The following is a 23,230-nucleotide window of genomic DNA, read 5'->3' on the forward strand; positions in this document are numbered from 1 at the left end:
GGAGCCTGAACCGGCCGTAGACATCCGGCTGACGACAAAAGGAAAGGCGCCCCGGTAACCAAACCGGGGCGCCTTTTCACAACGCGGAGACGGGGGGATTTGAACCCCCGGTAGGCTTTAGGCCCACACTTCATTAGCAGTGAAGCCCATTCGGCCGCTCTGGCACGTCTCCAGCAGCTATTACTAGCCACCCAAGACTACCCAGAACCTCCGGGCAAGAGCAAAATAAGCCCGCCCTACAGCTGGCCGGTGAGTGCCTTCCACAGGAATTCGTAGGACATGGCGTGCATGCGCGCCGCCTGGCGGTTATCCGATGCACCGGCATGGCCACCTTCAAGCGCTTCGTGGAACCACACGTTGTCGACCCCAAGCGCCTTCATCCGCGCCGCCATCTTGCGTGCCTGGACGGGGCCGACACGGTCGTCACTGGTCGCGGTCCAGATCAGCGTCTTCGGATAGGCCACACCTTCCTGCAACCGGTGGTACGGCGAGAACGTCCGGACGTATTCCCACTGCTCCGGCTTGTCCGGATCACCGTACTCGGCGATCCACGAATACCCGGCGGAGAGCTTGGTGTACCGCTTCATATCCAGCAGCGGTACGCCGCACGAGATTGCCCCGAACAGATGAGGATACTGCGTCAGCATGTTGCCTACCAGCAGCCCGCCGTTGCTCCTGCCCGTGCAGCCAAGCAGCTCCGGGCGCGTAATGTCGCGGTCCACCAGATCCTGCGCTATGGCCGCGAAATCCTCGTACGCCCGATGCCGGTTGGCATGCAGCGCTGCCTGATGCCAGGCAGGTCCGTATTCGCCACCACCCCGGATATTGGCGAGCACATACACTCCGGGGCGGCCATCAGCGGTCCGGCGCTCCAGCCAGCCCCTGCCGGTGACCCCGCTGTACACCGGCGTCATTGCGTGCTCGAATCCGCCGTACCCGGAGAGCAGGGTCGGGTTGCCGCCGTCGAGCACCAGCTCTTTCGACGCCACCTGGAAGTAGGGCACCCGGGTGCCGTCACTGGAGACCGCAAAGTGCTGTTCGACGGTGAAGGACGACTCGTCAAAGTACGACGGCGACGCCTTCACTTCCTCATGCACCCCACCAATGGTGCCCCGCACCACCGTGGTCGGTGTGAGGAAGCCGGTCGCGATGAGCCAGTAGTCGTTGCCAGCGTCATCGTCCTCGTCATCCACCGCGTAAGCATCCACTGAGTGCAGGGGCGGGCAGGCGTCCAGCAGCTCAGCCGACCAGGAGTCGGCCGGGTTGAGCACGCGGATCTCCGAGGAGACGTCCTTGAGAAGGTTGAGCAGAAGGTAATCGCGCGTCCAGCTCCAGGACTGCAGGGCGGTGTGCGCATCCGGCTCGAACAGTGGAGTCAGCGCGCGGTTTCCGGCGAGGAAATCCTCCAACAGCGCAGCCTGGAGCGAACCGCCGCGGTAGGTCACGCCATCGAGTTCGAAATCGGTTCGGGGACGGAGCAACAGCCATTCCCTGTGCAGCGACACGTTGACGTCGTCGGGGACGTCGATGCGCACCCACTCGTTCTCGCGGCGCAGATAGGTTCGGCTGGAGTAGAAGTCGACAATGTGCGAAGCGACGTCGCGTTCGAAACCCGGCGTCTGGTCATGCATGACGGCAGCCATCATCGAGTTTTCGGGAATCTCGAAGTACAGCTGCGCAACTTCCAGCGGCTCACCGCGGCGCAGGGTCCGCACCGTCCGCGGATAGGAGCTCGTGGTCATGGACCCCGGCCCGAAGTCGGTGCCGACATGCAGTGCATCCGGCCCGGCCCAACTGATTCTGCTCTTCGCCACCGGGATGTCGAAGCCGCCCTCCGCAAAGGAGCGGTCAACGACGTCGTACTCGCGGTAGCGCTGTGCGTCGCCGCCATCGGGGGAGAGGGCGATCAGCGCACGCCGATATGGCTCGCCGGCAGGTGGGCGAAGGAGGAGCGCGCCGCCCCATACCCACTCCTGGCCCTCCGCTGCCGCCAGGGCATCGACGTCGAGAAGGACGTCCCACTCCGGGGCATCGGTCAGGTAGCTGTCCCAGGTGGTCCGCCGCCACAGCCCTTTGGGGTGATCCTTGTCGCGCCAGAAGTTGTAGTAGTGCTCGCCGCGCTTGCCCACCATGGGAATGCGATCCGTGGAGTCGAGCACCTCAAGCAGACGCTGTTCCCCGGCCAGGAACGCCTCGTTGACGAGGACCCCCTCAGTGACCGCGTTCTGGTCGCGCACCCACTCCAGGGGTTTGTCCCCGTGTATGTCCTCAAGCCAAAGGAACTCGTCGTCGATTATCGGGTCATGCCGCTGTGTGGTGGACGTCATACCGTTATCTTAGGCAACCTGCCGGCCGGGCGTCTTTCTTGCCCCCTACACAAGGGTCTGCCCATCGAAGGGACAAACTGATTAGATGAGGCTATGCATCTTGCGGATACCCACGACCTGATCCGTGTGCAGGGCGCCCGGGAAAACAACCTGAAGGACATCAGCGTCGAGATTCCAAAGCGGCGCTTGACTGTGTTCACCGGGGTTTCAGGTTCGGGCAAAAGTTCCCTCGTCTTCGCCACAATCGCAGCGGAATCCCAGCGGATGATCAATGAAACGTACAGTGCCTTCGTACAGGGGTTCATGCCGACGCTCGCGCGGCCCGACGTCGACCTGCTTGAAGGGATCACCACGGCGATCATCGTTGACCAGGAGCGAATGGGCGCCAACCCGCGCTCCACCGTTGGTACGGCCACCGATGCCAACGCGATGCTCCGCATCCTCTTCAGCCGGCTCGGATCGCCCTACGTCGGTCCACCCACCGCGTACTCCTTCAACGTCCCGACCCGCAAGGCCAGCGGCGTCATGTCCACTGACAAGGGCGGCCGCGTGGAGAAGAGCGTGGTCAGCGAGGCTGTCTATCTGGGGGGTATGTGTCCGAGGTGCGAGGGTATGGGCAACGTCAGCGACATCGACCGCTCCGCCCTGTACGACGAGACCAAATCACTCTCCGACGGCGCACTGACTGTGCCCGGATATTCGATGGACGGGTGGTACGGCAGGCTGTTCGAGGGCATGAGCCTGCCGATGGACAGACCCATCGCGAAGTTCACCAAGAAGCAGCTCGACACGATGCTCTATGCGGAGCCGACGAAGATCAAGGTCGAGGGCATAAACCTCACGTTCGAAGGCATCATCCCCAAGATCCAGAAGTCGATGCTGTCCAAGGACCCGGAAGCCATGCAACCGCATGTGCGGCGATTCGTGGAGCGCGCGGTGACCTTCCAGACCTGCCCGGACTGTAAGGGGACAAGGCTCACGAAGGAGTCGCTGTCCTCGAAGATCGCGGGAAAGAACATCGCCGAGGTCTGCGCCATGCAGATCAGCGACCTCGCGTACTGGCTGCGGGACCTCAAGGAGCCGTCGGTGGCTCCGCTGCTCAAGGGCCTGCAGCACCTCCTGGACTCCTTCGCGGAAATCGGTTTGGGTTACCTTTCACTTGACCGGCCCGCAGGTACGCTTTCCGGCGGTGAGGCGCAGCGAACCAAGATGATCCGGCATCTCGGCTCCTCTCTTACCGACGTGACGTATGTCTTCGACGAACCCAGCATCGGTCTCCATCCCCACGATATCGAGCGCATGAATAAACTGCTGCTGCAGTTGCGGGACAAGGGCAACACCGTGCTCGTCGTGGAACACAAACCTGAAACGATCACCATCGCCGACCACGTCATCGACCTCGGACCGGGAGCCGGCACCGGAGGCGGAACGGTCTGCTTCGAGGGAACCGTGGAAGGGCTGCGGAAGAGCGACACTATCACCGGCCGTCACCTCGACGACCGTGCGAAGCTCAAGGAGGCTGTACGTCCTTCCCGGAAGTCTCTGGAAGTGCGGGGAGCATCGATGCACAATCTCCAGAACGTCGACGTCGACATCCCGCTCGGGGTGCTGTGCGTCGTCACCGGTGTGGCCGGGTCCGGCAAGAGCTCACTTATCCACGGATCCGTTGCACAGCGCGACGGCGTTGTGGTCATCGACCAGGCTGCCATCCGCGGCTCACGGCGAAGCAACCCTGCCACCTATACCGGGCTGCTCGAGCCGATCCGCAAGGCCTTCGCCAAGGAAAACGGCGTCAAACCCGCCCTCTTCAGTTCCAACTCCGAGGGCGCTTGTCCCACCTGCAACGGTGCCGGTGTCATGTACACGGACCTTGGTGTCATGGCAACCATGGAATCCACCTGTGAGGACTGTGAAGGCAAGCGGTTCCAGGCCGCCGTGCTCGAGTACACGCTCAGCGGGAAGAACATCTCCGAGGTTCTCGCCATGCCGGTGTCCGAAGCGACGGCGTTCTTCGGTGACGGTGATGCGCGCACCCCGGCCGCCTACAAGATTCTGGAGCGTATGGCCGACGTAGGTCTGGGTTACCTCAGCCTCGGCCAGCCGCTCACCACACTGTCGGGAGGCGAGCGGCAACGCCTCAAGCTCGCCACGCAGATGGGGGAGAAGGGTGACATCTACGTCCTCGACGAGCCGACCACCGGCCTGCACCTCGCCGACGTGGAGCAGTTGCTCGGACTGCTGGACCGACTGGTGGACTCCGGTAAATCGGTTCTGGTTATTGAGCACCACCAGGCAGTGATGGCCCACGCTGACTGGATCATCGACCTCGGTCCGGGGGCCGGGCACGACGGCGGCAGTATCGTTTTCGAGGGAACGCCGGTAGAGCTCGTGGACGGGCACAAGCGTGACCGTCCCACCCTGACGGGTGAGCATCTGGCAGCTTATGTGGGCGGCAGCTGAGCGCGCTCCGCTGTGCGGACTTCGCTGAACGGGACCGCCCTGCGCGGCCGATAACCTAGATGGATGGAAGCGACGCGGACAGTACAGGTAGCCATCATCGGCGCTGGTCCGCGCGGCACTTCCGTCCTTGAACGCCTCGCTGCGAACTGGGCTGCCCGCCCCAAGGCACACCGGCCACGTACCACGGTGCACTTGATCGACCCCTATAACCCCGGTTCGGGGCACGTGTGGCGTACTGACCAGTCGCGGCATTTCCTCATGAACACCCCGGCGCTCTTTCCCACCGTGGTTCCCGTCGGAGAGGCTGCCGCGGAGCGCGCGCAGTCGCTTGTTCCCTGGTCCTTTGACGACTGGCGGCAGATGATGACCGCGGTACCGGATGACCGGCTCGGTGATGAGGACTGGAAAGAGCTTGAGTCGCTCAGCTCCGCGGACTTCGCCAGCCGGCCGCTGTACGGCCGCTACCTCGAATGGGTTTACGCGTCGCTCACCGAGCGCTTTGGTGACGGTTTTTCCGTCGTCGAGCACCGCGCCGAGGCACAGCACGTCGAGTCATTGTCAGAGGGCTTCCGGGTCGAGCTCGGCGACGGGGGCATGGTGATGAGTGACGCCGTCGTGCTTGCACTGGGCCATCTCCCCGCGCAACTGAATCCGGAGCAGGAAGCGCTGCGTGACGGCGCAGCCCGCTTCGGGCTGCAGTACTGGCCGCCGAATGTGCCGGCTGACGCTGACTGGAACCGGCTTCCGGCGCGCAAGCCCGTGTTGGTGCGCGGGCTTGGCCTGAACTTCTTCGACATCATCACCCACCTAACCGAAGGTCGGGGCGGGACGTTTGTTCCCAGCGGCGAACCGGCCGGCCGGGCGCTGACATACCGGCCTTCGGGGAGGGAGCCGCTGGTCATCGCGGGGTCCCGGCGGGGTACGCCGTACCGGGCGAAGGCCAAACTGGACAGTTACGTTCCGCGTAGCGTCCGCCTCCGCTACTGCACTCTGGAGCGGGCCTGCAGTTTCGCGGCGAACGGGATCCAGCCCGGTTTCGACCACGACCTCTGGCCGCTGCTGCACCGTGACGCCATCTGGGCCTACTACAGCACGCTCGCCAGCACATCGGGATTGGCGGATACCTTCCTTACATCGCTCCAGGACGTGCTCGAGGACTCAGACACTGCATGGCCCGGCCGGCTGGAGCAACTCCTCGACGCGGCGGTACCCGTCGCCGATCGGCTGGATCTCGAAGCGCTCGCCCGGCCGTTCGGACGGCACCGGTTTGCCTCAGCGGAGGAATACAACCGGGCCGTGCTGCACTATCTCGAAGAGGATGCCGCCGGGTCCGACCGCGGCGAAGATGATCCCCTCAAGATGGCTATCGGTGCCATGAACGCGGGACGTACAGTGATCAAACAGGTCGTCTCCGACGGTGGTATCACGCAGGCGTCATGGACCGCGGAACTACGGGGCTGGTTCGAGCCGCTCGTCGAGGGCCTTGCGAGTGGTCCGCCCGCCCTGCGGATTGAGCAGCTTGCCGCACTGGCACGCGCCGGCGTCGTGCGTTTCGCCGGTCCGGCGCCGCGGTACGAGCTGAACAAGGAGCTCGGAAGGTTCGCTGTGTCCTCCCCATGGGTGGTGGGAACCAAGTACGACGCCGGCGTGCTCGTCGAGGCGATGATGCCGGCCAACCGGGTGGATCAGAACCGTTCGGTCCTGCTCCGCCGGCTGCTCGAGGATGGGCTGGTGCGTGCGCGAACCACAATGTCCGAGGGTGGCGTGCCGGAGGTTTCCCCCGGCCTCGACGTTACCAAGCCGCCGTACCGGGCGGTGGGTGCGAACGGTTTGGCGCACGAAAATCTCTTCGTCCTGGGTTTGCAGCTCACCTCTGTCCAGTGGGGGACCGCGATCGCCGCCGAGGCGGGCGCCTCCCTTGACGCAGGAAGCCGGACCCTACGCGACGCTGACGACATCGCACGGGCGATCCTCTCCTGACGTTCCGCTGGTCACCCTGGCGACTTGGCCGGCGGGCTGGCCCGCAACCGGCGCACGAGAAAAGAAAAGCGCCCCTTCCGCTGATTGGGGAGGAGCGCTTTTCTCTGTTCGAGAGTTTTTACATAAGCCGCCGTTGCGTTCTAGCCGCGGCGAGCGTCCGCGAGGCACTTTCGGTACTCGGCCATTGCCTGCCCGAAGCTGTTCGGCTTCTCGGCATTGGATCCACGCTCGGGCTTGACCGGGGCGACGCACTCGGTTCCGGCGGCCGCTTCTACGGTGACTGGAACATTCACCGTAGTGCCGGATTCCTTCGCAACCAGGACGATCTTTCCCGCCCCCGGCGTTGCCTCGGGAACTGCAACGGTGACCTCAGCTGCGCCGTCGGTGACGGACATGGTGCCTAGTTCGGTGACGTTTCCGGCGCCGTCAATGAAACTCGCCGACAAGCTGGTGTTTGCCGGGCTGCCCAGCGAGGACAGGTTCAGGTTTGCAACACTGAAGGTGACGGAGTCGCCCGCCTTGACTGTGGTCGGTGCATCCTTCACGATCACTCCCCGACGGTCGAAGCTCGGCGACAGGGGGCTGTTCTGCCCGATGTAGCTGATCCAGGCGTCGCGGTCCACGAGCCCTGAGTCGCGGACGTCGGTGCCCTGCTGGAAGACAGTGAAGTTGTCACCGCCCTGAGCCAGGAAGCTGACCGTCCCGACCCGGTACTCCTTGGCAGGGTCCAGGGGCGCGCCGTCGATGGTGACCGACGTGATGCGGGAGCCCGCTGCGAGATCCGGGTTGTAGGTGTAGGAAACGTTGTCCGACAGCCCGAGGGCCAGGAAGGATCTGGAAGCACTTTCGGGCTGCCACTGCTGCTCCAGCATGGTCTTGAACTGCCCGCCGGTCAGTGTGACAGTCCAAAGATTGTTGACGAACGGCAGGACCGCGTTCGCTTCCGCGTAGGTGATGACGCCGTCCTCGCCGTAGTAGAGCTCGTTGCGGAGCCCACCCGGATTGATGACGCCGATGTCCGCTCCACCCCGCTCATCAGATGAAAGCGATGCACGCAGAGAATCGGCGACCAGGTTACCGAGCGTCGACTCGGAACTGCGGTCGTCTCGGGCGCCGTCGGCGAAAGCGGTGGTGATGTCGGCGGTCACGGAGCCAACCGGGCGGCTGCCGATAACCTTCGCTTCAGCGAGCGCGGCATCCACTATCGACTTCACTTCGGCGATCCGGGGGTACGTGGCTACCAGAGTTGCCGGATCGGTGGCCGTGCGCGCGATGTTCTGCGCGGTATACGACTCAACATCGCCCGTGGCGTTGTCCACGGTGAGCGTGATCTGACCGATGAACTCACCGTAGGAGCCGGTCTGGACGATCGGACGGGTTTCACCCTCAACGCCTGGTACCGGGGCATCCCACGCGTACTGCTTGTGCGTGTGACCCGTGTAGATGGCATCCACCAGCGGCGAGGTGCCGGTGACAATGTTCGCGAACGCTCCGCCGGCGGCGATTTCCTCTTCGATCGAGGAACCGCTGGCGCCGTCTCCGGCTCCTTCGTGGTATCCGGCGATGATGACGTCAGCGAGTTCCTGGTCCTCGATCCTCTGGGCAATACGGTTCACGGCCTCGACCGGATCACCGAAATCAAGATCCGAGATCCCACCCGGGCTCACCAGTGACGGTGTTTCCTGGGTGACGGCACCGATGACAGCGACATCGATCCCACCCACGTTGACGATCTCGTACTCCTGAAGGGCGGGAGTTGTGGTGCCTTTCTGATACACGTTGGCGCCAAGGTAGGGGAACTCTGCGGCGTCGGCTACACGGCCGATCAGATCAGCGAAACCACCGTCGAACTCGTGGTTGCCTACAGCCGAAGCCCTGAGGTCGAGCGCGTTGAGGACGTCGATCGTAGGCTGATCGTTCGCGACTGAGGAGGCGAAGAGCGAAGCTCCGATGTTGTCTCCGGCGGAGAGGAACAGGGAGTTCTCCTCGCCGTACTGGGCGCGCAGTTCCTCGATGGTTCCAGCGAACTTCACGGTGTTCGAATCGATTCGGCCGTGGAAGTCATTGATGCCCATGAGGTTGAGCTCAGTTGTGCTGTCAGCGGGCGCAAGATTCAAGCCGACAATCACGGGATCGTGATCACTCGCCCGGAACTGGTTGGGCTCGTAGAAGTTGGTTGCGTTGTAGTTGTAGCGGCTGTACTCCAGCGCGACGGACTCCACCGCGTTCATGTTCCACACGTCCACACCGGAGACCGTCGCGTCAGCTGCGGGAGAGGCAAGAATGTGGTCCAGGGACCCGACGAGTCCCGAGAAGACGTAGGAGTATCCGTCGGTCTTGGTGCCCTGGTTGATGTAGCCGGCGTCGTACAGGACCTGCATGGGATCCTCAGCCGAGTAGGAGTTGAAGTCACCGGCAAGGAAGACCTTGTCGGTTCCGGCGTCCGTCTTCAGCTGATCAGCGAAGGCCACGAGAGCCGTTGCCTGCTCAACACGATCAGCGTTGGATGCACCCTGACCGTCACCCTGATCGGCGTTCTCCCCGGAGCCCGACCCCTTGGACTTGAAGTGGTTCGCGATCACGAGGAACTTGGTGGAATCCTCGCCGGCGACGACGTTGAAGGACTGGGCCAGCGGCTTGCGGGCGTTCGAGAACGCCACATTGTCATCGAGAATGATCGACTCGCCTACCGGCTCGACGACTGCCTTCTTATAGATGAAGGCGGTGCGTATGACGTCCTCATTCTCGATAGCGGGCAGCTGGGCCGGTGAACGAACGTAGTCCCAGACGCCCGGAGTAGCCTCATTCAATGCGGCGGTTAGCGTGGCGAGGGCACCGTCCCGGTCTTTGCCGAATTTCGCCGAGTTCTCAATTTCTTCGAGGGACACGACGTCGGCTCCGAGGCTGTTGATTGCCGCAACAATCTTCGCTTCCTGGCGCTCAAGGTTTTCCGCGTTTGCTGCACCGCGGGCATCACACCCGCCGCGGACCGTGATGGGGTTGCCGGCGCGGTCCTCGTAATAGGTGCACCCGTTGAGCTGGTCACCGGTGGTGGTGAAGTAGTTCAGCACGTTGAAGGATGCGATCTTGACGTTGCCGCCCACGTTCTCCGGCGCGTCCGGACGCGCTCCCTCAAACGCGACGGGCTGTACTTCCGCCGCGTTTGAGGCGGTGAGGGCGGTCAGCGGCTGGAACTTCCAGGAGCTGTTGCGGAAATCCAGTACGACCGGCGCCGTGAAGGTTGCCGACGAATTGACCCGCACCGGTTGCTCCGGTGTGAGGTAGGGCAGCGGCTGATCCATGGCGCCGCGGAGGAAATTGGTGGTGGCGCCGTCGTCGAGCTTGACGCGGCGTGCGGCGTTGTCAGCAGCAACGGCAGCGTTCTCGGCGGTTCCCGGCGGTGCAACTTCCGTCGGCTGGACAAGGGGAGTTTCTCCTGCGGCGAGAGTGACCTCACCGTACTGGTTTAGCGCATAGTTGTCGGTGACGGTGAAGCCGGTGGCCGGTTGGACAAGCATTCCCTCCAGCGCTTCCCGCCCGGCGTCATCGGCCGGGTAGGCGACAGAGGCTGCCTTGACCGCTTCGGCGGTCTCGGCCGGCTTGGTCATTCCGCCGGCGAGCACCGTGATCTGCGAGAGACTGAAGAACTCGCCTGCTGTGCCCGTTACCTCAACGAAGTCGCCGACAGCGACGTCAGCAACCGTCGCAGGGGAGTAGATGAAGATACCGTCCGATGCTGCATGATCGGGCCCGAGGTCTCCGCCGGTTCCCGCAGTCTGGATGTAGTAGCCGTCGAATCCGCCGGAAGGGTAGGCGGCGGTCACAACGCCGCGGGTGGTCATAACCTGGCCCGCGTAGGGGGTTGTGTCACCGGTTCCCTGAATCTGGTCGATCGGAATGACCTGACCGGGAGCCGGCGGTTCAGGTTCGGGCTGTGGCTCGGGTTCGCTTCCGGCCGTCTCACCAGCGGTGTTGGTGGGCGTTACGGCGTCGAGAGCGGTGAAGTCCACTTGATTGTTGTCGGTGTCCACGCCATTCGCGCGGTTCATTGAAAGGGTCGCCGTACCGGCTGGACCTTCCTCACGCGCTGCCTCGTAAGAGTTGGATGTGCCATAGCCCAGCAGGTCTATGACGCCCGGCGCTCCCACAACGGAGCCCATCGCCAGCTCATTGAGCGCGGTGGCCTGGTTGGACAGCACGATCGTTCCGCTGGAACCACTCGGGTTGAGTGCACCGCTGGATACGTCCGGCGTCGGCAGCGCTACGCCGTTGCTGCTGTTGCTGCCGCCCTGCACAAGGAAGTGCCCGTTCGCCGGGATGGTCCCCTTCAACGGCGCGACACCGGTCGGTGCTGCAGCCCCCGACGCTGAGCGATACTGCAGCGACCAGCCATCGAGGCTCACTGGCGCGACAGTGGTGTTGATCAGCTCAACGAACTTGTGGGTGAACGGTGCGTTGGCACTGCCCCCGTTGACGTATGCCTCATTGATAACGACGCCGGCACCGGCTTGCGCGTCGACGATTTTCTCTGCGCTGGCTGGCGAAAACGCCATCGGCGAGGCAAGCAGCCCCACCGAAAGCGCTGAACACAGCGCGCCCCTCCACGAATTTTTCATTCGTTCTGTTTCTCCTTGGCTTTGGCCGGGTTACGGCCGCGAGTGATGCCCGCTTTCGGCGCTGAGCTTCGGCGGAGCTGGCCACGAAAGTGACTATAGGAACTGCCGCTGACATTCCGGCCGCGGCAAGCCAATCACGCCGCAGTGAACGCGCGGTTACCTCGCGGGGAACATATCTCACCGACGCAGCCCCCATAACGCAGAAGCACCCCGGCCCTGAAGGACCGGGGTGCAACTGGTGAGCTCGGCTCAGCTCGATGCGGAAGGTAAGGGATTCGAACCCTTGAGACGGGGTTACCGTCCACTGGTTTTCAAGACCAGCTCCTTCGGCCGCTCGGACAACCTTCCTCAAGGCAATAGTGTTTCATGCAGAGCAGGCTGTACAAAACTCCTGACCAGCTGGGTAGATCCGGAAGGGCAACGATGAAAGCCGTAGTGCTGCGCGAGTTCGGTGAACCGAGCGTCCTTGAAGTGTCGGCTGTAGAACCACCTCGCCCGCAAGCCGATGAAGTGCTGATCGACGTAGTTGCGGCCGGGCTGAACCGGGCGGACGTACAGCAACGCAGGGGCTTATACCCGCCGCCCTCCGGGGCGTCCGAGTACCCCGGCCTGGAGGTGTCGGGGCGAATTGCCGACGCAGGTTCCTCGGATCTTCAACCCGGCGACGCGGTCGTCGCGCTTCTCGCCGGCGGTGGCTATGCCGAGCAGGTTGCGGTCCCCGCCGGGCAGGTTCTTCCCGTGCCCGACGGCGTGGACCTGGTGTCCGCCGCAGGGCTGCCCGAGGTTTCGGCGACGGTGTACTCCAACCTGGTCCTGACTGCAGGACTATGCAGTGGGGAGACGGTCCTCATTCACGGCGCGTCCGGTGGAATCGGCACAATGGCCATCCAGCTTGCACGCGCGCTGGGCGCCCGGACCATCGTGACTGCGGGAACCCCGGAAAAGCTTGACTTCGCGCGTTCCCTGGGTGCGGAGGTCTGCGTTAACTACCGGGAACAGGACTTCGTCGCGGAGGTGGACTCGGCCACAGCCGGCCGCGGTGCGGACGTGATTCTCGACGTCGTGGGAGCCAAATATCTCGGCCGCAACGTTGAGGCGCTGGCGACCGGGGGCCGGCTCGTGGTCATCGGGTTGCAGGGCGGCGCGAAGGCTGAGCTGAACCTGGGCACCCTCATGGCCAAGCGCGCGTCCGTGACCGGGACAACGCTGCGTGCGCGGCCTGTGGAGGAAAAGTCGGCCATCATGGCCGGCGTGTACAAGCACATCTGGCCCCTTATCGCCGACGGGTCGATTTCCGTGCTCGTCGACCGGACGTTTCCCCTCGTCGACGTGGCGCAGGCGCACGAGTACTTCGACTCGGGTGAGCACACGGGCAAGATACTTCTGACGCTTCAGTGACACTAAGGCTGCTTTGTAGATTCCGGACGATATGACAAGCTAGCACCCACCGGAATTCCAAGGAGGAACCATGGCAAAGCACAGGGCAGAAGGCGAACCGGACCGCGCACCTGACGGCAAGGACGAAGAGTCGGGCCTGGAACGCGCCGCCGAGGGTTGGGCGGAAAATTTCGCCGACCAGGTGAATGACGGCGTCGAGAGCAGCCCCCGTGACACCGCCGAAGAAGGGCCCGATCCACGGACGGAAACCCATGCCAGCCTCAGCGAGGGTTCCAACTCCCGTGACGGTCGGGATGACCCCTCTCACTGACGGCACGCCGCTCACCTCATAGTTAGCGCCGTTCGGCGCTTCCCCGATCTGACGCGTCAACAAGCTGTGACGTAGACCTCACCCCGCTGCTACCTTCGAGAAGTTAATCCACTCGACTTCAAGGGAGCACCATGAGTGAGAGCAAGTTTGGTCGCGGGCAGGCGGGGGCGAGCCGCGTCCAACGGAGCGGGGACACAGAGGTCCTCGTCCAGGATCCGACCCTACCGCCTACCGCGGTAGACCCGGATAAGGAAGATCGCGGCTGGACGCCGTTGAAAATCGCCATTTGGGTAGGCATCGCCCTACTCGGTGGCGTGAGCTGGACAATGCTGGCCATCGTCCGTGGTGAGACGGTCAACGCGATCTGGTTCGTGTTCGCGGCGGTCTGCACCTACCTCATCGCCTACCGTTTCTACTCCAAGTTCATCGAGCGAAAGCTCCTGCAACCCAACGACCGCCGCGCCACCCCCGCCGAGTACAAGGCGGACGGCAAGGACTACGCGGCCACTGACCGCCGGGTGCTCTACGGTCACCACTTCGCCGCAATCGCAGGTGCCGGCCCGCTGGTCGGCCCCGTACTCGCCGCGCAGATGGGTTACCTGCCCGGCACCATGTGGATCATCCTTGGAGTGATTTTCGCCGGCGCAGTCCAGGACTACCTGGTCATGTTCTTCTCAATGCGCCGCGGCGGACGTTCGCTGGGGCAGATGGCACGCGAGGAACTCGGCCTGATCGGCGGCACCGCAGCCCTGATCGCAACCCTCACCATCATGATCATCATCGTCGCGATTCTGGCGCTCGTCGTCGTCAATGCGCTCGGTGAAAGCCCGTGGGGAGTGTTCTCCGTATCGATGACCATCCCCATCGCGCTGTTCATGGGCGTTTACCTGCGCTATATCCGGCCAGGCAAGGTGTCCGAAGTATCCCTTATCGGGTTCGCGTTGCTGATGCTGGCGATCATCTCCGGTGGTTGGATTGCCGAGACCGAGTGGGGCGTCGCCCTCTTCACGCTCGATCGCGTCACCATTGCCTGGGGCATCATCATCTACGGCTTCATCGCGGCTGTCCTGCCGGTATGGCTGCTGCTCGCTCCCCGGGATTACCTTTCCACCTTCATGAAGATCGGCACGATCGTCATGCTGGCTGTGGCGATCGTGATCATCCGTCCGGAGATCAACGTCCCGGCAGTGAGCGAGTTCGCCACCCGTGCAGACGGCCCCGTTGTGCCGGGAACGCTGTTCCCCTTCCTGTTCGTGACCATCGCCTGTGGTGCGCTTTCCGGATTCCACGCATTGATTGCGTCCGGAACCACCCCGAAGATGATCGAGAAGGAACGCCAGACCCGTTTCATCGGCTACGGCGGAATGCTCATGGAGTCCTTCGTGGCGATCATGGCCCTCGTTGCGGCGCTGTCGATCGACCGCGGCATCTACTTCGCGATGAACTCGTCCGCCGCAGCAACCGGGGGCACCATTGAGGGCGCCGTGGCGTTCGTCAACGGACTGGGACTGACCGGTGTGAACCTCACCCCTGAGGCGCTGAGCACCCTTGCCACCAACGTCGGCGAGGAATCGGTCGTGTCCCGCACCGGCGGTGCGCCGACCCTGGCCGTCGGCATCGCACAGATCATGCAGGGACTCATCGGCGGCGCAGGCATGATGGCGTTCTGGTACCACTTCGCAATCATGTTCGAGGCACTGTTCATCCTGACAGCGGTCGACGCCGGCACCCGGGTTGCACGGTTCATGCTGCAGGACAGCATCGGCAACTTCGTCCCGAAGTTCAAGGACACCTCGTGGCGGGTGGGCGCCTGGGTCTGTACGGCCATCATGGTGGCCGGTTGGGGCGCGATTCTGATCATGGGAGTTACGGACCCGTTGGGCGGTATCAATACCCTGTTCCCGCTCTTCGGTATCGCGAACCAACTCCTTGCGGCCATTGCCTTGGCCGTCTGCATGGCGATCTGTGCGAAGAAGGGCGCCTTCAAGTACCTGTGGATCCCGGCGCTGCCGCTGACCTTTGCGGCAGTGGTGACCATTTCGGCGTCATTCCTCAAGATCTTCTCGCCGGTTCCAGCCGTGGGCTACTGGGCCAACCACATGGCGTTCCGGAACGCCCTGGCCGCAGGAGAGGAGAGCTTCGGCAATGCGCCTACGGTCGAGGCGATGGAAAAGGTCGTCCGCAACACCTTCATCCAGGGGACACTGTCCATCTTCTTCGTGACCCTGGCGATCATCGTCATCGTTACGGCGGTTATGGCCACCATCAGGGCGTACCGCGCGGGCGGAGGGCCGAGCGCCGAGGATCCTGCGGTCCCCTCGCGCATCTTCGCTCCGGCGAGCCTGATTGCGACGCCAGCGGAGAAGGAACTCGAAGCGCAGTGGGCAAGGCTGCCGGAGGACAAGAAACCGGCACGGGCAGGTCACTGATGAGCGTCAAGGAGCTGATCTGGCTTTTCAAGGGTGTGATGGGAGAGAACGCGTACCAGCAGTATCTCGACCACCACGCGGCCACCCACAGCGGCGAGCCCCCTATGACGGAGCGTCAGTTCTGGCGTGACAAGACTGATCGCCAGGACGCCAATCCGGAGGGCCGCTGCTGCTAGGGCCGAAACACGGAAGATAAGGCGGGTTCGACTGCGGTCGGACCCGCCTTGTCTGCGCTCAATGTCCCTAGCGCCCCGAACGCCGGCGTGGTTTGCTGGAGGAATGACTGAGAATCTGCCAGAACATCTCCGCGAAGACGTCAGCGTTCCCGCCCCGGCGGACACATCCGACGACGAACATCTCCGTGAGGACGTCAATGTACCCACCGAAGAGAACGACGGCGGCCCCGAGTTCTCCGAGGACCACTTCACGTCCGGGCAGCTCAACGCCGGGCAGCAGGTCCCGGGCCTGAGCCCGGCCGGTGAGTACGCAGACCGCCGCGCGGAGGAGCTCGAGGAGGGCTGACGCTGAGGTCGCTCCGCTCGAAGCGTCAGTCCGGCGTGAGAGCATAAACCTATGACCGAACAGCAGCCCGAGCACTTCACCGTCACGCCCGAGCAAGCGGCAAAGGAACACCAGGAGAGCCCAGTCCTCCTCGGAAAACTGGATGCAGGGCGCGGGCTCCCGGAACAGAAGGACGACGGCGGCTCCCAGAGTGAAAAAAGCCAGCCCACGAAGCTGACCGAACTGGTGGACGAGCCCGCCAAGGTCATGCGCATCGGCACCATGCTCAAGCAGTTGCTTGAGGAAGTGCGCAGCGCCCCGCTGGATGACGCCGGGCGAAGCCGTCTCGCCGAGATCCACGAGCGGTCCGTGCAGGAACTCGAGGATGGACTTGCCCCTGAGCTGGTCCAGGAACTGCACCGGATCAACCTGCCGTTCACCGACGACTCCGTTCCCACCGACGCCGAATTACGCGTTGCCCAGGCGCAGCTGGTTGGATGGCTCGAGGGACTTTTCCACGGTATTCAGACCGCCCTGGCAGCACAGCAGATGGCCAACCAGCAGCTCGCAGCGCAGCTTCAGTTGCGGCAGTTGCCGGCGGGCACGGTCATTGCTCCAGGCATCGTCGTGGGCGAAGACGGTGAACCGAAACGTGCCCCCGGGGCACGGCCTGGTCCGGCCCAGAAACCGGACACCCACGGCCCGGGCCAATACCTGTAGGCGCAGGTAGGGCAGGTGGCTCTTTTTGCGGCGGCCCGGCAGGGCCGCAAGGATGATGCCGAGCTCGGCACAGGGGTATGGCGCCGCGCCCACGACCGTTTCCGGCGCGGTCTTGACCGCTACCACCAGATCCTCGAAGGTGTGGAGGACGACGCCGTCTACAACGAGCTGGCCGGTCTCGCCAACGAGCTGGCCCAGTTGCTGCCACGTGTGCGCGAGTGCTGTGTGGCAGCACAAGCACAGCACCCGAGCGAGGGACTGGATATCCCGGGTGCCCTTCTCGCGGTGCACCGGGCGCTGTCCCGCGCCGGCAATGCGCTTGCAACCACAGCAGAAGCTGCGGCCATGGCCCGCCTCGACGGTGAACGGTGGGGCATCGCTTCGGCAGGGCTGGACAACGTCCGACGGCGGGCGGAAGTAGTCGCCGAGGACGTGACCGAAGCTGAACGTTTGCTCTCAGGATCCGGTCAGTAGGAATACTTGGGACCGGGCATGAGTTGGCATTGTTCGACGAAGCAATCAGTCATCGAAAGGGATACATGAGCACCTCACCCAACCTGACGTTCAACGACGGCCAAACCATTCCCCAGCTGGGCTACGGCGTGTGGCAGGTCGACGACGCTACCGCAGAGGATGTCGTCGGGCGCGCCTTCAAGGCCGGTTACCGCCACATCGACACGGCGAAGATCTACGGCAACGAGGCTGGTGTAGGCCGCGCAATTGACGCCTCCGGCCTGAGTCCCGAAGAGCTGTTCATCACGACCAAGCTGTGGAATGCCGATCAAGGCTATGAGAGCACGCTCGAGGCCTTTGAGGAGTCCATGCAGCGGCTCGGTCTCGAAACCCTCGACCTCTACCTCATCCACTGGCTTCAGCCGAAGCAGGGCAAGTACGTGGACACGTGGAAGGCACTGGTTGAACTCCAGAAGCGCGGACGTGTCCACTCCATCGGCGTCTCGAACTTCACGGTCGAAGCGCTGCAGGAAATCATCAACGAGACCGGCGTCGTGCCCGCGATCAACCAGGTCGAGACCCACCCGTACTTCAACCAGGCTGAATTGCGTGCCTTTGAAGCGGACAAGGGGATCCTCCACGAGTCGTGGTCGCCGCTTGGATCGGGCAAGGGCCTGCTCGAAGACCCGGTTCTCGCCAGGATCGCTGAGGAGCGCAACGCCACTCCCGCACAGGTTGTGCTGGCGTGGCACCTCGCGCTCGGTTCTGTCGTCATCCCCAAGTCGGTGACTGAGTCCCGCATCATCGAGAACTGGGGTGCGCTTGAGGTCTCACTGACTGAGGCTGACATCGAAGCGATCAACGGGCTCGACAAGGGAGAGGCCGGCCGTATTGGCGCCAACCCTGCGACCGCGGATTTCGCCTGATCGTCGGTAGCGTGCGCATAGCCGCACGGTAGCTCTTTCCCCAAAGGCGCAGGCGCCGCATTCGTTGTACTCAACGTATGCGGTGTCTGCGCTTTTTTGTGTGAACAATGGTTCCCATGGACAACGACACCGTACAGCTCATGATCGGCACCTACCCCGTCGACGGCGCAGAGCCCGGTTCCGGGGAGGGTATCTGGCGGGTGAACCTGGACCGCCGCAGCGGTGCGCTCAGCGGCGAGGAGCTCGCTATCACGACGACGGCGCCCTCCTTCCTGGCGATCCACCCTTCCGGCCGTGTGCTGTACGCGGTGGGGGAGACGGAGCAGGGAGAAGTGAGCGCCTTCAGCGTCGACGGCCACGATCTGACCCGCCTGCGCTCAGTGCCTACCGGCGGCGCCTTCCCCTGCCACCTTCTGGCTTCGCAGGAAGCGCTCTGGGTCGCGAACTATGGCGACGGTGTCGTCACCCGGCTGGAACTCAGCGACGACGGCGAGCCCGCCGAAGCGCCGGCGGTGTACGGCAATGTCGGCACGGGTCCCAATACTGAGCGGCAGGAGGGTCCGCATGCGCATTACATTCATGACGCCGGGAACGGCGAGGTGTGGGTAAGCGACCTCGGCACTGACGAGTTGCGCAGGTTCACCTATTCCGGTCCTGACGGCCTTGTGGCGGTGCTGCCGCCGGGCACAGGGCCGCGGCACGTGGCAGCGCTGGGAGGTGCCGCCGTCGTTATCGGCGAACTGGACTCGCGCCTACACGTGGTCACCGCTGACGGAAGCGGGGCGATCCTCTCAAGCCAGCCCGCGCTCGGCACTTCCGTGCCGGACGGGCAGCCGAGCCAACCGTCCCACATCGACGTGGGCGCGTCTGCGGCAACGCGCCACCTGCTCTACGCCGCAACCCGGGGCCCGGACGTCCTCGCCGTCTTCGCCGTGGAGGACGGGCAGACGCTGACTCACCTGTCGGACACACCGGTCGGAGGAGCCTGGCCGCGGCATTTCGCGGTCGTGCCCGCGAGTGATGACGCCGCGGACTTGGTGATCTTAGCGAACCAGTACTCGTCCACTCTCGATGTGCTGCGTGTCGACGGCGCCGGTCACGCCGAGAAGGTCCACTCACTCCCGCTGCCGGTTCCGGCCTGCGTCATCCTGAGCAGCTAAGGGGTCTCGTCTGACAGGATGGAGCGCACAGTTGCCCGCGGCTGGAGGAGCATTCATGGATGATCAGGATCTGTATGGCGCGTTTACCCATATACGGGAGGTTGTGCGCTCGGATGCCGAGTCCGATGAGCAGAACTGGCTGGACTTCAACCGGCGGTTCGACGCCCACTTCCCGAGACTGTACCGGCTCTTCGAGTCCCTCTACGGAAACCGAAGCGACTGGCTGGACCAGCTCACCCAACTGGTCCTGTCGGCCGCCCGCTCCTGGGCTACCCGTCCGCCCGAACTGAAACTGCTTGACCGCGAGGAGGAACAGGACACCGCCTCGTTCCTGTCCAACACAAGGCTGGGTGGGGTTTGCTACGTCGCCAGATACGCGGAGAACCTCGACGGCGTGCGGAACCGCATCCCGTACTTCAAGGAGCTCGGACTCACGTACCTGCACCTGATGCCGCTGTTCCTGGCCCCGGAGCCGAACTCCGACGGCGGCTATGCCGTGTCGAGCTACCGCGAGGTGAACCCGCAACTGGGAACCATGGAGGAGCTCCGTGAACTCGCCGCGGAGCTTCGCGGTGAAGGCATCAAGCTGGTTGTCGACTTCATCTTCAATCACACCTCGAACGAGCACAGCTGGGCCCGCAAGGCGGCGGAGGGGGATCCCCGCTACAGCGACTACTACTGGATTTTCCCCGACCGCACCATGCCGGACGCGTTCGAGGCCCACACCCGGGAGATCTTCCCCGATGATCACCCGGGGTCCTTCGTCCAGCTCGACGACGGCCGCTGGATCTGGGCCACCTTCCACAGCTTCCAGTGGGACCTGAACTATTCGAACCCCGAGGTCTTCCGGGCGATGGCGGAGGAAATGCTCTTCCTGGCAAACCAGGGGATCAGCATTCTGCGCATGGATGCGGTTGCTTTCGTCTGGAAACAGCTGGGTACCTCCTGTGAGAACCTGCCTGAGGCGCACCTGCTCCTGCAGGCCTTCAACGCGGTATGCCGGCTGGCCGCGCCGTCGCTGCTTTTCAAGTCCGAGGCGATCGTGCATCCGGACCAGGTGGCGGAGTACATCGACCCGGGGGAATGCCAGCTCTCCTACAACCCGCTCCAGATGGCGTTGATCTGGGACGCCCTGGCCACGCGGGACGCCTCGCTCCTGTCGCAGGCGCTCGAACGCCGGCATGACCTTCCCGAGGGCACAACCTGGGTGAACTATGTGCGCAGCCATGACGACATCGGCTGGACCTTCGCCGATGAAGACGCCGCCGAGCTGGGGATCGACGGGTTTGAACACCGCCGGTTCCTGAACTCCTTTTACGTCAACCGCTTCCCGGGCAGTTTTGCGCACGGCGTTCCGTTCCAGGACAGCCCCAAGACGGGCGACTGCCGCATCTCTGGGACAACGGCGTCGCTCCTGGGGGTGGAGCAGGAACCAGCCGCTGCTGTCGAGCGGATCCTCCTCGCGCATTCCATCATCCTGAGCACGGGCGGCCTGCCGCTGATCTACCTCGGTGATGAAGTGGCCCAGGAAAACGACTACGCATATACCGCGGAAGCCGGGCATGAGGCGGACAGTCGCTGGGTTCACCGGCCGCAGTATCCGTCGGAGGATTATGCGAAGCGAACGGATGCGGACACGCCGCAGGGTGCGGTGTACTCGGGATTGAAGGAGCTCATCGCTGTCCGGTCAACCACACCGGAGTTCACGGGCACACGGTTGGTGGACTTCCACACCGGAAACCGGCATGTGCTCGGGTACCAGCGGCCGGGTGCCGGCACAGTGATCCTTGTGCTCGCCAACTTCGCGGATGATCCCCAGACGGTCTCGGCAGAGACGCTGTCAGGGTTCCATGGCACAGCCGCGAACCTGCTCGCCGGTGTCCAGGTCCACCTTGATGCCGGCCTTGAACTAGCTGCCCGCAGTTTCCTTTGGCTGAGGGCTTCCCGGGCGAGCTGAACCTGCGCTTACGGCATCCGGTGCTACCGGCCTCACTCAATCGACAGTATGCTTACTATTCCGATGAGCAGCCCACAGTGAGGCGACTATGCGAGCGATGGTTTACCGCGGTCCTTACAAAATCCGCGTCGAGGAAAAAGACATGCCTGCAATCGAGCACCCGAACGATGCCATCATTCGGGTTACCAGAGCCGCGATCTGCGGTTCGGATCTGCATCTGTACCACGGCATGATCCCGGACACCCGTGTCGGGACAACGTTCGGTCACGAGTTCATCGGCGTCGTTGAGAAGGTGGGCAGTTCGGTGCAGAGCCTCAGCCCGGGTGACCGGGTAATGGTTCCGTTCAATGTCTACTGCGGATCCTGCTACTTCTGTGCCCGTGGCCTCTTCTCGAACTGCCACAACGTCAATCCCAATGCGACGGCGGTGGGAGGCATCTACGGTTACTCGCACACCAGCGGCGGTTACGACGGCGGCCAGGCCGAGTATGTCCGCGTCCCCTTCGCCGACGTGGGACCCTCGCTCATTCCGGAGTGGCTGGATGATGAGGACGCCCTCCTCATGACCGACGCCCTCGCCACCGGCTATTTCGGTGCCCAACTGGGCGACATCGTGGAAGGGGACACCGTCGTCGTCTTCGGTGCGGGGCCGGTGGGACTCTACGCAGCGAAGTCCGCGTGGCTGATGGGAGCGGGCAGGGTGATCGTCATCGATCAATTGGAGTACCGCCTGGAAAAGGCGCGGACGTTCGCGCACGCCGAGACGTTCAACTACAACGAATATGACGACATTGTTGTCGAGATGAAGAAGACTACCGACTATCTGGGTGCAGATGTTGTCATCGACGCCGTTGGCGCCGAGGCGGACGGCAACTTCCTGCAGCACGTGACCGCGTCAAAGCTCAAGCTCCAAGGCGGGTCTCCCATCGCGCTCAACTGGGCCATCGATTCGGCACGCAAGGGCGGCAACGTCTCCGTAGTCGGCGCCTATGGGCCCGTCTTCAGTGCTGTGAAGTTCGGCGACGCCGTCAACAAGGGGCTCACGCTGCGGATGAACCAGTGCCCGGTCAAACGGCAGTGGCCCAGGCTTCTGGAGCATATTCGTAACGGCTACCTGAAGCCGAACGACATAGTCACCCATCGCATACCGCTTGAGCACATCGCGGAGGGGTATCACATCTTCTCAGCCAAGCTGGATAACTGCATCAAGCCGCTGATCGTTCCGAACGCAAGCTAGGAGAGTTCCGTGCACTCAACGCCTTACGTCGCCAACAAGCCCAAGGACCGTGAGACCCGCGAGGAACTGAGGGCGCGCATTCCTGGGTGGGGCGCAGACCTGGACCCGGCGGACCGGCCGTCCTATCCGAAGGAGCGGTTGGACCCGTTCTCCACTGGGGCGCACTGGGACTTCCCCGAACAACAATCCGGCGGGGATGGCCGTGAGCGCTCGATTGAACATGAGATCGTTCCGCCGGTCTTCGGCACGTCCGTCCCGCTCACGGGTCTCTCGGGGATGATTCGACGCCATGCGTATGCGTCCTACGGTGAGGGGCGTGCTGCCCACTGGCTGCTCCTGATCCTCGGCGACCGCGTCGACGCGTGGGAGAGCCATCTCCGCTCCTTCGCCTCAGCGCGGCCGGACAACCCCGTAACCCAGACGGGAATCCTCTCGGAGAAGCGCCGGCACGGCATCGCATCGCGTTTCGGGGTGAAACGGTCGGACATCAACCACCAGTGGATGGATCCGTTGATCGTAGGGGGCCCGTGGGTAGCGGCGGGCGGCGCGGCCGTTCTCGTTGCGAGGAAGCTGGCGCGGCGCCGATAGGCGAAGGACCCTTAGCGGCCGGGAGCAGGGCACAAAAAGAGCCTCCTGCCAGAGTCGAACTGGCGACCTTCTCATTACGAGTGAGACGCTCTACCGACTGAGCTAAGGAGGCTGGTTGCGGAAAAGTCTTCAAAACCCAAAGGCTCATTCCACAAGGAACAACTCTAT

General features: G+C 63.6%; 16 protein-coding genes and 3 tRNA genes. 14 read left to right on the top strand and 5 right to left on the bottom strand.

Features of this window, described 5'->3' with window-relative positions; all coding sequences use genetic code 11:
• Positions 1–84 precede the first annotated feature (84 nt).
• Positions 85–172 (bottom strand) — tRNA-Ser (locus AC4D2M_RS14465).
• 64 nt (positions 173–236) lie between these two features.
• Positions 237–2,327 carry a prolyl oligopeptidase family serine peptidase gene (locus tag AC4D2M_RS14470; RefSeq protein WP_490892588.1) on the bottom strand — a complete coding sequence of 697 codons (2,091 nt, stop codon included), beginning with the start codon at positions 2,325–2,327 and terminating at the stop codon, positions 237–239.
• 93 nt (positions 2,328–2,420) lie between these two features.
• Here AC4D2M_RS14470 and AC4D2M_RS14475 point away from each other — a divergent pair, with 93 nt between their 5' ends.
• Together AC4D2M_RS14475 and AC4D2M_RS14480 are read left to right on the top strand one after the other, a co-directional pair.
• Positions 2,421–4,787 carry an ATP-binding cassette domain-containing protein gene (locus tag AC4D2M_RS14475; RefSeq protein WP_490892589.1) on the top strand — a complete coding sequence of 789 codons (2,367 nt, stop codon included), beginning with the start codon at positions 2,421–2,423 and terminating at the stop codon, positions 4,785–4,787.
• A 63-nt stretch (positions 4,788–4,850) separates the two neighbouring features.
• On the top strand, positions 4,851–6,767 hold the full coding sequence (locus AC4D2M_RS14480; RefSeq protein ID WP_490892590.1) for an FAD/NAD(P)-binding protein: 1,917 nt from the start codon (positions 4,851–4,853) through the stop codon (positions 6,765–6,767).
• Between the two features lie 140 nt (positions 6,768–6,907).
• Here AC4D2M_RS14480 and AC4D2M_RS14485 read toward each other — a convergent pair whose 3' ends face one another.
• Together AC4D2M_RS14485 and AC4D2M_RS14490 are read right to left on the bottom strand one after the other, a co-directional pair.
• Entirely contained in the window at positions 6,908–11,383 is a 4,476-nt protein-coding gene (locus AC4D2M_RS14485; RefSeq protein WP_490892591.1) for an ExeM/NucH family extracellular endonuclease, read from the bottom strand.
• A gap of 260 nt (positions 11,384–11,643) precedes the next feature.
• Positions 11,644–11,731: transfer RNA gene (locus AC4D2M_RS14490), tRNA-Ser, on the bottom strand.
• Between the two features lie 75 nt (positions 11,732–11,806).
• On the opposite strand from AC4D2M_RS14490, the gene AC4D2M_RS14495 reads away from it, so the two are divergent.
• The 12 genes from AC4D2M_RS14495 to AC4D2M_RS14550 all read left to right on the top strand — a co-directional run bounded on the left by AC4D2M_RS14495 (position 11,807) and on the right by AC4D2M_RS14550 (position 23,062).
• A complete protein-coding gene (locus AC4D2M_RS14495; protein ID WP_490892592.1) occupies positions 11,807–12,781 on the top strand; it encodes an NAD(P)H-quinone oxidoreductase in 975 nt (324 codons plus the stop codon).
• Positions 12,782–12,851: 70 nt separating this feature from the next.
• Complete coding sequence (locus tag AC4D2M_RS14500; protein ID WP_490892593.1) at positions 12,852–13,091, top strand: hypothetical protein; 240 nt, start codon at positions 12,852–12,854, stop codon at positions 13,089–13,091.
• Between the two features lie 131 nt (positions 13,092–13,222).
• Entirely contained in the window at positions 13,223–15,520 is a 2,298-nt protein-coding gene (locus AC4D2M_RS14505; protein ID WP_490892594.1) for a carbon starvation CstA family protein, read from the top strand.
• Complete coding sequence (locus AC4D2M_RS14510) at positions 15,520–15,696, top strand: YbdD/YjiX family protein (protein WP_490892595.1); 177 nt, start codon at positions 15,520–15,522, stop codon at positions 15,694–15,696. The genes AC4D2M_RS14505 and AC4D2M_RS14510 overlap by 1 nt, the downstream gene beginning before the upstream one ends.
• 103 nt (positions 15,697–15,799) lie before the next feature.
• Complete coding sequence (locus AC4D2M_RS14515) at positions 15,800–16,042, top strand: hypothetical protein (protein ID WP_490892596.1); 243 nt, start codon at positions 15,800–15,802, stop codon at positions 16,040–16,042.
• A 51-nt stretch (positions 16,043–16,093) separates the two neighbouring features.
• On the top strand, positions 16,094–16,741 hold the full coding sequence (locus AC4D2M_RS14520; RefSeq protein ID WP_490892597.1) for a bacterial proteasome activator family protein: 648 nt from the start codon (positions 16,094–16,096) through the stop codon (positions 16,739–16,741).
• Positions 16,742–16,756: 15 nt separating this feature from the next.
• Positions 16,757–17,215, top strand: a complete 459-nt coding sequence (locus AC4D2M_RS14525; protein ID WP_490892598.1) for a hypothetical protein — start codon at positions 16,757–16,759, stop codon at positions 17,213–17,215.
• Positions 17,216–17,280: 65 nt separating this feature from the next.
• On the top strand, positions 17,281–18,120 hold the full coding sequence (locus AC4D2M_RS14530) for an aldo/keto reductase (protein ID WP_490892599.1): 840 nt from the start codon (positions 17,281–17,283) through the stop codon (positions 18,118–18,120).
• Positions 18,121–18,236: 116 nt separating this feature from the next.
• Positions 18,237–19,280: a lactonase family protein gene (locus AC4D2M_RS14535; protein ID WP_490892600.1), complete on the top strand. Its 1,044-nt coding sequence runs from the start codon at positions 18,237–18,239 to the stop codon at positions 19,278–19,280.
• Positions 19,281–19,335: 55 nt separating this feature from the next.
• Entirely contained in the window at positions 19,336–21,237 is a 1,902-nt protein-coding gene (locus AC4D2M_RS14540) for an amylosucrase (protein WP_490892601.1), read from the top strand.
• 88 nt (positions 21,238–21,325) lie between these two features.
• Entirely contained in the window at positions 21,326–22,474 is a 1,149-nt protein-coding gene (locus AC4D2M_RS14545) for a zinc-dependent alcohol dehydrogenase (RefSeq protein WP_490892602.1), read from the top strand.
• 9 nt (positions 22,475–22,483) lie between these two features.
• Positions 22,484–23,062: a hypothetical protein gene (locus tag AC4D2M_RS14550; RefSeq protein WP_490892603.1), complete on the top strand. Its 579-nt coding sequence runs from the start codon at positions 22,484–22,486 to the stop codon at positions 23,060–23,062.
• A gap of 39 nt (positions 23,063–23,101) precedes the next feature.
• On the opposite strand, the gene AC4D2M_RS14555 is transcribed toward AC4D2M_RS14550, so the two are convergent.
• Positions 23,102–23,174, bottom strand: a tRNA-Thr gene (locus AC4D2M_RS14555).
• Between the last annotated feature and the right edge of the window lie 56 nt (positions 23,175–23,230).

The organism is Arthrobacter sp. TJ-270 (genome assembly GCF_058269075.1).